The sequence below is a fragment of the Burkholderia contaminans genome (assembly GCF_029633825.1).
Classification (GTDB): domain Bacteria; phylum Pseudomonadota; class Gammaproteobacteria; order Burkholderiales; family Burkholderiaceae; genus Burkholderia; species Burkholderia contaminans.
On sequence record NZ_CP090640.1, the window covers coordinates 1,277,404 to 1,290,623 of the forward strand.

A 13,220-nucleotide genomic window follows, 5' to 3' on the forward strand; every position below is an offset into this window, starting at 1 on the left:
AGCGTAGCGCGCTTTGCACGCCCGCGTAATGCCGGCCGGTTAATCCAATGCGGCACACGGGATGCCGATTATCGATCGCACTCGATTTCATCCGGATGTAATCAAATGCCGGATTATCGGGGGCTGTCGTTTCTGTCAGGTCTTCAAGATTATTAAAATGACGCGGCATGCAAGCCGATGGCGCCGCATTCCGCTGTTGCCGCCATTTCCACGCCATTCCAGCGTGGCGCGGGCCCGCGAGACGGCCGGTGCGCGCACTACCCGGTATGCGAAAAGGGATGGAGTCCGGCGACATTCAAACATATAATGCCGGCGTTGTTTCCGGGGTCGTCTATATAAAACATGAGGGTAATAAAATGAATTTTTCCGAAGCCGTTCGTTCCGCACTCAATAAATACGCGACATTCGAAGGCCGTGCGCGTCGTGCCGAATACTGGTATTTCGCGCTGCTGACCTGCGTGCTGTCGATCGCCGCGCAGGTCATCGGCGCGGCCGGCCGCGACGCTGGCCTGATCACGCTGCTGCTGCTCGCCGTGATCGCTCTGGTTTCGCTGGCGCTGATCATTCCGAGCATCGCGGTCAGCGTGCGGCGGCTGCACGATACGGGCCGCTCGGGCTGGTTTCTGCTGCTCGCGCTGATCCCGATCGTCGGCGGCATCCTGCTGCTCGTGTGGATGTGCTCGCGCGGCACCGAAGGTCCGAACCGCTTCGGCGCGGACCCGATCGTGGCGGCCTGACCGACGCCTGCCCCGACGCGCGACGCCGCTGCGTCGGGGCCCGATCTCGCGCCGCATCCGCTGCGTCGCTTCACTGCTTCAGCGTTTCCTCGCCGCTTCTTCACCGCTTCTTCGCCTTTTCCCCGCTTCACGTCGTCGTCGCTCCGTCCGGCGCCGGCCCCCGCGTGTCGCGCCGATTCGCACCGATCGGCACGTTTTTCCGCCGCGCCGTACACCGTTCCGTCCCCCGTCCGGCCCCGTTCGCGCCGGCTCTCCCGATTCCCCGAAATACCCCCCTTTCCCGGCTTTGCTCGACCGATCGGCGTTTGACGCCTCCATGAATAATCGGTGTCACTGGAAAGCGGCATTCCGCCGTACCCGACTGGAGGCCCCGTGGCAGACGAGAGCGATCTCGACAAGACCGAAGCCGCCACTCCCAGGCGCCTCGAGAAGGCGCGTGAGGAGGGGCAGGTCGCGCGTTCGCGCGAGCTGGCTTCGTTCGCGCTGCTCGCGGCCGGGTTCTACGGCGCGTGGCTGCTCGCGGGCCCGACGGGTGGGCATCTGCAGGCGATGCTGCGCGGCGCGTTCACGTTCGATCGCGCGATCGCCTTCGACACGAACCGGATGCTGTCGGCGGCCGGCAGCGCGAGCCTCGAAGGCTTCGCCGCGCTGTTGCCGATCCTCGCGCTCACCGGCGTCGCCGCGCTGCTCGCGCCGATGGCGCTCGGCGGCTGGCTGATCTCGTCGAAGACGTTCGAGCTGAAGTTCGACCGCCTGAACCCGATCTCGGGCCTCGGCCGGATTTTCTCGATCCAGGGGCCGATCCAGCTCGGGATGTCGTTCGCGAAGACGCTGGTCGTCGGCGGGATCGGCGGCATCGCGATCTGGCGCAGCAAGGACGAGCTGCTTGCTCTCGCGACGCAGCCGCTCCGCGTGGCGGTGCCCGACGCGATGCACCTCATCGCCGTGTGTTGCGGCACGACGGTTGCCGGGATGCTGGTGGTTGCCGCCCTCGATGTGCCTTACCAAATCTGGCAGTACAACAAGAAGTTGCGCATGACGAAGGAAGAAGTGAAGCGCGAGCATCGCGAGAACGAAGGCGATCCGCACGTGAAGGGGCGGATCCGCCAGCAGCAGCGTGCGATCGCGCGCCGCCGGATGATGGCGGCCGTGCCGAAGGCCGACGTGGTCGTGACGAACCCGACGCACTTCGCCGTCGCGCTGCAATACACGGACGGCGAGATGCGCGCGCCGAAGGTCGTCGCGAAAGGTGTGAACCTCGTCGCCGCGCGCATCCGCGAACTCGCGGCCGAACACAACGTGCCGCTGCTCGAAGCGCCGCCGCTCGCGCGTGCGCTGTATCACAACGTCGAACTCGAACGCGAGATTCCCGGCTCGCTGTACTCGGCCGTCGCCGAAGTGCTCGCGTGGGTCTACCAGCTCAAGCGCTTCCGTTCGGAAGGCGGCGCGTTCCCGGCGATGCCGGTCGATCTGGAAGTGCCGGCCGAGCTCGACAAGGGCGCGTCGGTGTCCGCCGAAGACGAGCGCGAAGAACAGGAAGACACGCTCGGCAAGGGAGGCACGGCATGAGCACCCCGACCGGCCTGTTCGCGAAGCGTCCGAACGTGCTCGCGGGTACCAACCTGCGCGCGCTCGCGGGCCCGATCCTCATCTGCATGATCCTGGGGATGATGATCCTGCCGCTGCCGCCGATGCTGCTGGATCTGCTGTTCACGTTCAACATCGCGCTGTCCGTGATGGTGCTGCTCGTCAGCATGTACACGATGAAGCCGCTCGACTTCGCGGCGTTCCCGAGCGTGCTGCTGTTCTCGACGCTGTTGCGCCTGTCGCTGAACGTCGCATCGACGCGCGTCGTGCTGCTCGAAGGCCACACGGGCCCGGACGCGGCCGGCCAGGTGATCGAGGCGTTCGGCCACTTCCTGGTCGGCGGCAACTTCGCGGTCGGCATCGTCGTGTTCGTGATCCTGATGATCATCAACTTCATGGTGATCACGAAGGGCGCGGGGCGGATCGCCGAAGTGTCCGCGCGCTTCACGCTCGACGCGATGCCCGGCAAGCAGATGGCGATCGACGCCGACCTGAACGCGGGCCTCATCAACGAAGAGCAGGCGCGCAAGCGCCGCCTGGCCGTGTCGCAGGAAGCCGAGTTCTACGGGTCGATGGACGGCGCGTCGAAGTTCGTGCGCGGCGACGCGATCGCCGGCCTGATCATCATGGCGATCAACGTGATCGGCGGGCTGATCGTCGGGATGGTCCAGCACGACATGTCGTTTGCCGCGGCCGGCACCAACTACACGCTGCTGACCATCGGCGACGGCCTCGTCGCGCAGATCCCGTCGCTGGTGATCTCGACCGCGGCCGGCGTGATCGTGTCGCGCGTCGCGACCGACGAGGACATCGGCACGCAGATCACCGGCCAGCTGTTCACGAACCCGCGCGTGCTGAACATCACCGGCGCGATCATCGTGCTGATGGGGCTGATCCCGGGCATGCCGCACTTCGCGTTCCTCGCACTCGGCGGCGGCGCGATCTGGCTGGCCCGCACGCAGACCAAGCGCGCAGCGGCCCGCAAGGCGGCCGGCGACCTGACCGACATCGCGCCGCCCGCGGTGCTGCCGTCGGACAGCCACGAGGCGACCTGGGACGACGTGCAGCTGATCGACCCGCTCGGGCTGGAAGTGGGCTACCGCCTGATCCCGCTCGTCGACAAGAACAGCGACGGCGAACTGCTCAAGCGCATCAAGAGCATCCGCAAGAAATTCGCGCAGGAAATCGGCTTCCTGCCGCCGGTGATCCATATCCGCGACAACCTCGAGCTGCGGCCGAACGCGTACCGGATCGCGCTGAAGGGCGTCGAGATCGGCGTCGGCGAAGTGTTCCCGGGCCAGTGGCTCGCGATCAACCCGGGCCAGGTGACGGCTGCGCTGCCGGGCGCCGTCACGCAGGATCCCGCGTTCGGGCTGCCGGCCGTGTGGATCGACGTCGCGATGCGCGAACAGGCGCAGGTGTACGGCTATACGGTGGTCGACGCGAGCACGGTCGTCGCGACGCACCTGAACCATCTGGTCGTCCAGCACGCGGCCGAGTTGCTCGGCCGCCAGGAGGTGCAGTCGCTCGTCGAGCACACCGGCAAGGACGCGCCGTCGCTCGTCGAGGACCTCGTGCCGAAGACGATTTCGCTGACGACGCTGCAGAAAGTGCTGCAGAACCTGCTCGAGGAAGGCGTGCCGATCCGCGACATGCGCACGATCCTCGAAGCCGTGTCCGAACATGCGGGCCGCGGCGATGCGTTCGAGATCACGGCCGCGGTGCGGCTGTCGCTCGGCCGCGCGATCACGCAGCAGTGGTATCCGGGTGCCGGCGAGATGCAGGTGATGGGCCTCGACTCGAATCTCGAGCGCGTGCTGTCGCAGGCGCTCGCCACCGGCGCGAACCCGGGCCTCGAACCCGGCCTCGCGCACAACCTTCTGACCGGCACGCAACAGGCGATGCTGCGTCAACAGAATCTCGGGCTGCCGCCCGTGCTGCTGGTGCAGCACGCGCTGCGCGCGATGCTCGCGCGTTTCCTGCGCCGCAGCCTGCCGCAATTGAAAGTGCTGTCGTATGCCGAAGTGCCGGACACACGCACGATCAAAGTCGTTAACGTCATCGGGGGTTCCGCTTGAACATTCGCAAATTCACCGGCGCAACGAGCCGCGACGCACTTCGTCTCGTGCGCGAGGCGCTCGGCGCCGACGCGGTCGTGCTGTCGAACCGCACGCTCGATGACGGCAGCGTGGAAATCGTCGCCCTGGCGGATTCGGACCGGCCGCCGTGACGCCGCCGGCCGCGGCGCGCCCGCGCATCGCTGCGTCGCGCATGCCGGAATCGGTGCCGGCTGCCGCCGTGCCGGGCATCGTGTCGCGCCCGGGCGCGGCGCTGGGCCGCCCGACGGTCAATCCGTATGCAGCAGGCGAAGGCGGGCTGCCGGATGTGTTCTCGTCGGTGTTCGGCGCAAGCGCCGACGCGGACGAGGCGACGGCGCAACCTTCGGCGATCGATGACGAAGCGCCGGCCGCGGCAGCGCCGTCTTCCGCCGCTCCCGCTCCGGCCGCCGCCTCCGAACCCGCGCCGTGGCTCGTCGAGCACGCGAAGCGCCTGACGCAGCAGCGCGACGCGCTGATAGCGCGTGCGCAGGCGACGCCAGCCGCGCCGCAAGCGAGCGCGCCTGCCCCGCAGGCCGCCGCGAGCGCGACGCCGCCCAACTGGGCACGCGACATCGTGCGCGACGCCGAACGCCGGATGCCGGCCGCCGCCACCCGTGCGCCCGACACGAACCCGAGCGCCGCGCATGCCGCGAAGGCGGCCGAGCGCACGCGCCTGTCCGCCGACGCGGCCGCCGCGGTGGCCGACGCCGTGAAGTCGCGCATCGAGCGGATCGTCAACGATACGGTGATGCAGGAGCTCGGCGAACTGCGCGGGATGATGGCGGAGCAGTTCGACAGCCTGATGTGGCACGACCGCCAGCGTCGCAGCGCCGTGCACGGCGCGCTGACGAAGCACCTGTTCGCGGCCGGTTTCTCCGCGCAGCTCGTGCGGATGCTGGTCGACAACATGCCGGCCGGCGACGGCGCGCAGACCTTCGAACAGGCCGCCGAATGGGCGCAGTCGGTGCTCGCGTCGAACCTGCCGGTGCTCGACAGCGAAGATGCGCTGATGGAGCGCGGCGGCGTGTTCGCGCTGATGGGGCCGACGGGCGTCGGCAAGACGACCACCACCGCGAAGCTGGCCGCACGCTGCGTGATGCGCTTCGGCGCGAGCAAGGTCGCGCTGCTGACCACCGACAGCTACCGGATCGGTGGCCACGAGCAACTGCGCATCTTCGGCAAGATCCTCGGCGTGCCGGTGCACGCGGTGAAGGATGCGGGCGACCTCGCGCTCGCGCTGTCCGAGCTGCGCAACAAGCACATCGTGCTGATCGACACGATCGGCATGAGCCAGCGCGACCGCGCGGTATCCGACCAGATCGCGATGCTGCACGGCGCGAACGCGCCGGTGCAGCGCCTGCTGCTGCTCAACGCGACGAGCCACGGCGACACGCTCAACGAAGTCGTGCAGGCGTACCGCAGCGCGGGCGAGCATCCGGACCTGGCCGGCTGCATCCTCACGAAGCTCGACGAGGCGACCCACCTCGGCGGCGTGCTCGACACGGTGATCCGCTACAAGCTGCCGATCCACTACGTGTCGACCGGCCAGAAAGTGCCGGAGAACCTGTACGTCGCCTCGACCAAATTCCTGCTGAAGAGCGCGTTCTGTGTCCCGCGCGACGGCTCGCCCTTCGTGCCGCAAGACGAGGACATGCCGACGCTGCTTTCCGCACTGACCGCACGTTCCACCGCCGAGCTTCACGAGGTGCGATTTGGATAAACGAATCATCGACCAGGCCGAAGGGCTGCGGCGCCTGCTGGCCGGGCGCGCATCACGCATCGTCGCGGTGGCGGGCGGGCCGGCGGGTGTCGGCTGCACGTCCACCGTCGTGAACCTGGCGGCGGCGCTCGCGTCGCTCGGCAAGGATGTGCTCGTCGTCGACGAGCGAGCCGACGTGCATTCGGCCAGCGCGACGCTGGCGGGCGCGTGGCTGCGCGACGGCGAGCGCATGCGGGTCGCGGCCGGCTTCGGCCTGTGCGCCGCGGCGCGGCTCGCGCGTACCGGCTACACCGATGCGCAGCTGAGCGATTTCATCGACGGGCCGGCCGACATCGTCCTCGTCGACGCGCAGCTCGGCGCCGACGGCTCGTTATCGGCGCTCGCACGCGAAGCGCACGACGTGCTGGTCGTCACGCGGGTCGCCGCACAGGCGATCACCGAGGCGTATGCATACATGAAGCGGCTGCATTTCGCGCATGCGTTCGCGCAGTTCCGCGTGCTGACCAATCACGTCGGCAGTCATGCGGACGCGAAGGTCGCGTTCGACAACCTCGCGGGCGTCGCGAGCCGCTACCTGACCGTGTCGATCGCCGACGCGGGCTGCGTGAGCGCCGATCCGCTCGTCGAGCATGCACGCGAGCTGACGCGCGCCGCGGTCGACGCGTTCCCGTCGTCGCCCGCCGCGCGGGACTACCGGCAGATCGCCGCCGACCTGCTGTACTGGCCGATGCGCCCGGGTTCGGGTTCGGGTGCGGGTGCGGGTGCGGGTGCGGGCCGCGCCGTGCACGCGGGCGGCAAGCCGTCGTATGAGGCGGGCGCGGCACACGCCGCGTGAGCGCCATCGGAAGGAGAGAGCCATGATGTACAACGCTCAAGGAAAGATGTCCCAGGCCGACGTGCTCGCGCAGTATGCGCCGCTCGTGCGACGCCTCGGGCTGCAGCTCGTCGCGAAGATGCCGGCGAGCGTCGACCTCGACGACCTGATCCAGGCCGGCATGATCGGCCTGATGGACGCGGCCGGCCGCTACAAGGAGGACCAGGGCGCGCAGTTCGAGACCTACGCGACCCAGCGTATCCGCGGTGCGATGCTCGACGAACTGCGCAGCAACGACTGGCTGCCGCGCAGCCTGCGCAAGACGTCGCGCGAGGTCGAGCACGCGGTGCACCAGGTCGAGCAGCATCTCGGCCGCTCGGCGAGCGAGACCGAGATCGCGCAGCACCTGAACATGCCGCTCGACGAATACCAGGGGATGCTGCAGGACCTGCACGGCAGCCAGCTGATCTACTACGAGGATTTCGACCGCGCGGCCGACGACGAGCCGTTCCTCGACCGCTATCGCGTCGATCACGCCGATCCGCTGTCGGCGCTGCTCGACGAGCACCTGCGCGAAGCGCTCGTCGAGGCGATCGAGCGCCTGCCGGAGCGCGAGAAGCTGCTGATGTCGCTGTATTACGAACGGGGTCTGAATCTGCGCGAGATCGGCGCGGTGCTCGAAGTAAGCGAATCGCGCGTGTGCCAGCTGCACAGCCAGGCCGTCGCGCGCTTGCGCGCACGGCTGCGCGAACAGGCGTGGGTCGGCGCGGAGTCCTGACCCTTTCCTGACGGCCACGCGCGCCGACGGCGCGCGCTTGTGCCGGGTACGCACCGTATGTGCGCCGTGCTTGCGCATTCAGCGCGCCGATTTGCTACAATCCTCTCCGCTTTCCGAGGAGCGTTGCGACGGACCACTCTGTGTCCGCCAGGCTCGGAAGGCTTCACCAAGCAGCCGTGCGGCACAACCGCTTCGGCCCCGCTTCCTGAACGGCGCTCACGTCACCAATCTAGAAACTTTTTAGAAAGGAGGGCGTGATGAACGCCATTATCGATTCCAAAGCTACCCACGATTACGTCGTCGCCGACATGGCGCTGGCCGGCTGGGGCCGCAAGGAACTGAACATCGCCGAGACCGAAATGCCGGGCCTCGTGCAGATCCGTGACGAATACAAGGCACAGCAGCCGCTGAAGGGCGCGCGCATTGCCGGTTCGCTGCACATGACGATCCAGACGGGCGTGCTGATCGAGACGCTGAAGGCGCTCGGCGCGGACGTCCGCTGGGCCTCGTGCAACATCTTCTCGACGCAGGACCACGCTGCTGCCGCGATCGTCGAAGCCGGCACGCCGGTGTTCGCGTTCAAGGGCGAATCGCTCGACGAATACTGGGAATTCTCGCACCGCATCTTCGAATGGCCGAACGGCGAATTCGCGAACATGATCCTGGACGACGGCGGCGACGCAACGCTGCTGCTGATCCTCGGCGCGAAGGCCGAGAAGGACCGTTCGGTGATCGCGAAGCCGACCAACGAGGAAGAAGTCGCGCTGTACAAGTCGATCGCGAAGCATCTCGACGCCGACCCGACCTGGTACTCGACGCGCCTCGCGCACATCAAGGGCGTGACCGAAGAAACCACGACCGGCGTGCACCGCCTGTACCAGATGGAAAAGGACGGCCGCCTGCCGTTCCCGGCGTTCAACGTGAACGATTCGGTCACGAAGTCGAAGTTCGACAACCTGTACGGCTGCCGTGAATCGCTGGTCGACGGCATCAAGCGCGCGACCGACGTGATGATCGCGGGCAAGGTCGCGGTCGTCGCGGGCTACGGCGACGTGGGCAAGGGCTGCGCGCAATCGCTGCGCGGCCTGGGCGCGACCGTGTGGGTCACCGAAATCGACCCGATCTGCGCACTGCAGGCGGCGATGGAAGGCTACCGCGTCGTGACGATGGAATACGCGGCCGACAAGGCCGACATCTTCGTGACGGCCACCGGCAACTACCACGTGATCAACCACGATCACATGAAGGCGATGCGCCACAACGCGATCGTCTGCAACATCGGTCACTTCGACTCGGAAATCGACGTCGCGTCCACCCGCCAGTACCAGTGGGAAAACATCAAGCCGCAGGTCGACCACATCATCTTCCCGGACGGCAAGCGTGTGATCCTGCTGGCGGAAGGTCGCCTCGTGAACCTCGGCTGCGCGACCGGCCACCCGTCGTTCGTGATGTCGAACTCGTTCGCGAACCAGACGCTCGCGCAGATCGAGCTGTTCGTGCGCGGCAACGAGTACGAGAACAAGGTGTACGTGCTGCCGAAGCACCTCGATGAAAAGGTCGCACGCCTGCACCTGGCGCGCATCGGCGCGAACCTGTCCGTGCTGTCGGACGAGCAGGCTTCGTACATCGGCGTGCAGAAGGACGGCCCGTTCAAGCCGAACCACTACCGCTACTGATCCGGTGCGCCGCTGCCGCGGTGCCGTGCGCACGTCACTCGCGCACCCGGTACGGCGGCACGGCGCGGGATCGCTGGCTGCCGCGGCGCGCCTTCGGGCACCCGCGGCGGCCGGCGGCGGCCACTGATCGTACCGATCGACAACCGAACCGGAGCACTCCATGAGCGTCATCCTCACCTGGGTCATCAACGCGCTCGCGCTGCTGATCATCACGTACCTCGTGCCGTCGATCCACATCAAGAGCTTCGGCACGGCGCTGATCATCGCGGTCGTGCTCGGCCTGATCAACACGGTGATCCGTCCGGTGCTGATCCTGCTGACGCTGCCCGTCACGATCGTCACGCTCGGGGTGTTCATCCTCGTCGTGAACGCGTTGTGCTTCTGGTTCGCGTCGTCGCTGCTGAAGGGCTTCGAGGTGTCGGGCTTCTGGTCCGCGTTCTTCGGTTCGATCCTGTACAGCATCGTGTCGTGGCTGCTGTCCGCCCTGATCTTCGGTCAGCGCGACATCGGCTGAGGCACCCGGGCCTGTTCCCTCAGAATCATGAAAACGATCGAACTCTCGTTTGAATTCTTCCCGCCGAAGACGGCGGAAGGCGTCGAGAAGCTGCGCGCCACGCGTGCGCAGCTGCTGCCGCTGAAGCCGAAATTCGTGTCCTGCACGTTCGGCGCCGGCGGCTCGACGCAGCAGGGCACGCTCGATACGGTGCTCGACATGCAGAAGGACGGCCTCGAGGCCGCGCCGCACCTGTCGTGCATCGGTTCGTCGCGCGACAGCCTGCGCGCGATCCTCGACCAGTACCGCTCGTACGGCATCCGCCACATCGTCGCGCTGCGCGGCGACCTGCCGTCGGGGATGGGCGAAGTCGGCGAACTGCGCTACGCGTCCGAGCTCGTCAGCTTCATCCGCGCCGAGCACGGCGACTGGTTCCACATCGAGGTTGCCGGCTATCCGGAGTACCACCCGCAGGCGCGCTCGCCGAAGGCCGATCTCGAGAATTTCGCGCGCAAGGTGAAAGCCGGCGCGAATTCCGCGATCACGCAGTACTTCTTCAACGCCGACGCGTATTTCCGCTTCGTCGACGATGCGCGCAAGCTGGGTGTGGACGTGCCGATCGTGCCGGGCATCATGCCGATCACGAACTTCTCGCAGCTGATGCGCTTCTCCGAGATGTGCGGGGCGGAAGTGCCGCGTTGGGTCGCGCGCCGGCTCGAGAGCTTCGGCGACGATCGCGAGTCGATCCGCGCGTTCGGCGCGGATGTCGTCACGGGCCTGTGCCAGCGTCTGATCGACGCGGGCGTGCCCGGGCTGCATTTCTATACGCTGAACACGGCGGCCGCGACGCGGACGATCTGTGAACGGCTCGTCATGTAAGCGCGCTCGCGCGATTGCGTGCGTCAAAGCCCCGCCGGCCGTGCCGGCGGGGCTTTTTTTACGTTGACGGCGGCGCGCGGCCGCGTGCGTCAGCGCTGTGCCTGCATCAGCGGCGGGCGGCGCTCGAACCACGGCCGCGCCTGTTCGAGCTGCCGGGCGAGCCGGAGCAGCAGCGCGTCGTCGGCGTGACGCGCGGCGAACTGCACGCCGATCGGTAGCCCGCGCGCGTTCCAGTAGAGCGGCACCGACATCGCCGGCTGGCCGGTCAGGTTGAACAGCTCGGTGCAGCCGGCCCACGTGAACGCCTTTTCCGACGACTTCGCGAGCATTTCCTTCAGCAGCGGCTTCACCGGCAGCGCGCCGAGCACCTTCATCTGCGCCGCTTCGAACGGCGTCGGCTGCAATTCGCCGATCTTCACCGGCGGGCCCGCGAGCGACGCACACAGGATCGCGTCGTAGCGCGACACGAGGCCGGCCACCTGCACGGTGAGCTGGCGCTGCCATTCGAGCACGTCCGGCAGGCGCGTGCGCGCAAGGCGCCGGCCGACCACGGCCATCGCCCACGTCGCGGCCTCGAATTCGCCACGCTTCGGCGTGCGGCCGGTCAGCGCGCGCGCGCCGAGCACCATCTCCTCGGCGATCGTCGCCCACAACGTGACGAAGGTTTCGGCCGCACGCGCGTAGTTGACCTGCAGCGTCGCCGGCTCGACATGGTGGCCGAGCGATTCGAGCAGCGCGGCCGCGTCGTCGAGCGCCGCGCGCGTGTCGTCGGCCAGTGCCGGCGCGAGCATCGGGTCGAGCACGAGGCCGATCCGCAGCGAGCCGGGCGGCGTGTCGAGCTCGCCGAGGAACGTGCCGGGCGCGCCGGCCGGCAAGGTCTGGCCGGTCGTCACGTCGAGCAGCAGCGCGCTGTCGCGCACGCTGCGCGTGACCGCATGCTGGACGACCAGTTCGCCGTTCGACGGCAGGTCGACGAGTACCGGGTTGCGGCTCGGCTTCAGGCCGAACAGCCCGCAGCACGACGCCGGAATGCGGATCGAGCCGCCGCCGTCGGACGCATGCGCGATCGGCACGATGCCGGCCGCGACGGCCGCCGCCGCACCGCCGCTCGAGCCGCCGGGCGTGTGATCGAGATTCCACGGGTTGCGGCATGCGCCGAACAGTTCGGGTTCCGTGTACGGCATCTGGCCGATCTCCGACGTGTTGGTCTTGCCGAACACGTTGAGACCGGCTGCGCGGCTGCGCGCGATCACCGGCGAATCGTCGGCGGGCACGAAATACCGGTAGTGCCGGCTACCCATCGACAGGGGCAGTCCGGCGACCGCCGCGCCGAGATCCTTCACGAGATAGGGAACGCCGGCGAACGGCGCGCCGGCGCCGCCGTCGGGTGTGGCGGCCGCACGCTGGCGTGCGGCTTCGTAGTCCTGCAGCACGATCGCGTTGATCGCGCCGTTGACCGCTTCGGCCTGGCCGATCGCGGCGTCGAGCAGTTCGCGCGGGCTCGCCTTGCGTTCACGTACCAGTGCGGCAAGGCCGATCGCGTCGTGCGCGAGATAGTCCGAATGCATCGCTGTCATCCCCGTTGTGACTCGTGGCGATGACAGCAGCATAACGCGGGCCCGGTACGCGGGGGCCCGCGGCCGGCAGTTTTTAGAGGTGCTCGGCGAGGAAGGTCAGCGTGCGGCCGTGCGCGAGCGCCGACGCGCGCTGGTTGTACGACGCGCGGTCCGTGCAGTTGAAGCCGTGCTCGGCGCCCGGATACACGTGGAACGACGCATCGCCGTGGCCGGCGAAGGCGGCCTTCACCTGGTCGACGGCCGTGAGCGGGATGGCGTGGTCGTCTTCAGCGTAGTGGAACAGGATCGGCTGCGTGATCTTGCCGGCGAGGTCGAGCGCGTTCTGGATGCCGCCGCCGTAGTAGGCCACGGCCGCATCGATCTTGCCCGTCGCGGCCGCGCGGTACGCGAGCTGGCCGCCGAAGCAGTAGCCGATCGCGGCGATCTTGCCGGCCACTTCCGGGCGCGCGCGCAAGGCATCGGCGGCCGCGCCGATATCCGCGACCGCGAGACCCACGTCGGTCTTTTTCATCAGCTCGATGCCTTTGTCGCGATCCGCGCCCTCGTAGGTCAGCTCGACGCGCGGCTGCGTGCGCCAGAATACGTCCGGCGCGAGCGCGACGAAGCCGTCGGACGCGTACTGGTCGGCGACCGCGCGGATGTGCGAGTTCACGCCGAAGATCTCCTGGATGATGATGACGGCAGGGCCTTTGCCGCGCTTGGGCAGCGCGAGATAGCCGCCGAAGCTGTCGTTACCGGCGGGGATGTCGATCCATTGGGCAGTCACGTTCTGAACTCCTGGCGAACGGGGTGCGCGGTGCGCGCCCCGGGGTGAAAGAGGGCGGCCTAGTGTGCCACCGATCCTGTGTCATTGCAGCGAA

Annotated in this window: 10 protein-coding genes, 1 pseudogene and 1 riboswitch; of the genes and pseudogenes, 9 read left to right on the plus strand and 2 right to left on the minus strand. The window is 67.9% G+C overall.

Going from position 1 to position 13,220, the window contains the following annotated elements; all coding sequences use genetic code 11:
- Positions 1 to 356 precede the first annotated feature (356 nt).
- The 9 genes and pseudogenes from LXE91_RS05935 (at position 357) to metF (ending at position 10,783) form a co-directional block, all read left to right on the plus strand.
- A complete protein-coding gene (locus tag LXE91_RS05935; RefSeq protein WP_039346808.1) occupies positions 357 to 737 on the plus strand; it encodes a DUF805 domain-containing protein in 381 nt (126 codons plus the stop codon).
- A 372-nt stretch (positions 738 to 1,109) separates the two neighbouring features.
- Complete coding sequence (flhB, locus tag LXE91_RS05940; protein ID WP_039346806.1) at positions 1,110 to 2,306, plus strand: flagellar biosynthesis protein FlhB; 1,197 nt, start codon at positions 1,110 to 1,112, stop codon at positions 2,304 to 2,306.
- Positions 2,303 to 4,402 carry a flagellar biosynthesis protein FlhA gene (flhA, locus tag LXE91_RS05945; RefSeq protein ID WP_039346804.1) on the plus strand — a complete coding sequence of 700 codons (2,100 nt, stop codon included), beginning with the start codon at positions 2,303 to 2,305 and terminating at the stop codon, positions 4,400 to 4,402. Before flhB ends, flhA begins: the two co-directional genes overlap by 4 nt.
- Positions 4,399 to 6,143: pseudogene (flhF, locus tag LXE91_RS05950) on the plus strand (flagellar biosynthesis GTPase FlhF). The gene flhA and the pseudogene flhF overlap by 4 nt, the downstream one beginning before the upstream one ends.
- Positions 6,136 to 6,978, plus strand: coding sequence for a nucleotide-binding protein (locus tag LXE91_RS05955; protein ID WP_039346799.1), 843 nt, complete (start codon positions 6,136 to 6,138; stop codon positions 6,976 to 6,978). Before flhF ends, LXE91_RS05955 begins: the two are co-directional and overlap by 8 nt.
- Before the next feature lie 22 nt (positions 6,979 to 7,000).
- Positions 7,001 to 7,735, plus strand: a complete 735-nt coding sequence (locus LXE91_RS05960) for an RNA polymerase sigma factor FliA (protein WP_006484033.1) — start codon at positions 7,001 to 7,003, stop codon at positions 7,733 to 7,735.
- 109 nt (positions 7,736 to 7,844) lie between these two features.
- Positions 7,845 to 7,960: riboswitch (S-adenosyl-L-homocysteine riboswitch) on the plus strand.
- A 32-nt stretch (positions 7,961 to 7,992) separates the two neighbouring features.
- Positions 7,993 to 9,411: an adenosylhomocysteinase gene (ahcY, locus tag LXE91_RS05965; protein ID WP_039346797.1), complete on the plus strand. Its 1,419-nt coding sequence runs from the start codon at positions 7,993 to 7,995 to the stop codon at positions 9,409 to 9,411.
- Positions 9,412 to 9,571: 160 nt separating this feature from the next.
- Positions 9,572 to 9,925: a phage holin family protein gene (locus LXE91_RS05970; RefSeq protein WP_006477367.1), complete on the plus strand. Its 354-nt coding sequence runs from the start codon at positions 9,572 to 9,574 to the stop codon at positions 9,923 to 9,925.
- Between the two features lie 27 nt (positions 9,926 to 9,952).
- Entirely contained in the window at positions 9,953 to 10,783 is an 831-nt protein-coding gene (metF, locus tag LXE91_RS05975; protein ID WP_039346795.1) for a methylenetetrahydrofolate reductase [NAD(P)H], read from the plus strand.
- Positions 10,784 to 10,872: 89 nt separating this feature from the next.
- On the opposite strand, the gene LXE91_RS05980 is transcribed toward metF, so the two are convergent.
- Both LXE91_RS05980 and LXE91_RS05985 read right to left on the minus strand, forming a co-directional pair.
- Positions 10,873 to 12,351, minus strand: a complete 1,479-nt coding sequence (locus tag LXE91_RS05980) for an amidase (RefSeq protein WP_039346858.1) — start codon at positions 12,349 to 12,351, stop codon at positions 10,873 to 10,875.
- An 82-nt stretch (positions 12,352 to 12,433) separates the two neighbouring features.
- Positions 12,434 to 13,126: a dienelactone hydrolase family protein gene (locus LXE91_RS05985; RefSeq protein ID WP_039346793.1), complete on the minus strand. Its 693-nt coding sequence runs from the start codon at positions 13,124 to 13,126 to the stop codon at positions 12,434 to 12,436.
- Between the last annotated feature and the right edge of the window lie 94 nt (positions 13,127 to 13,220).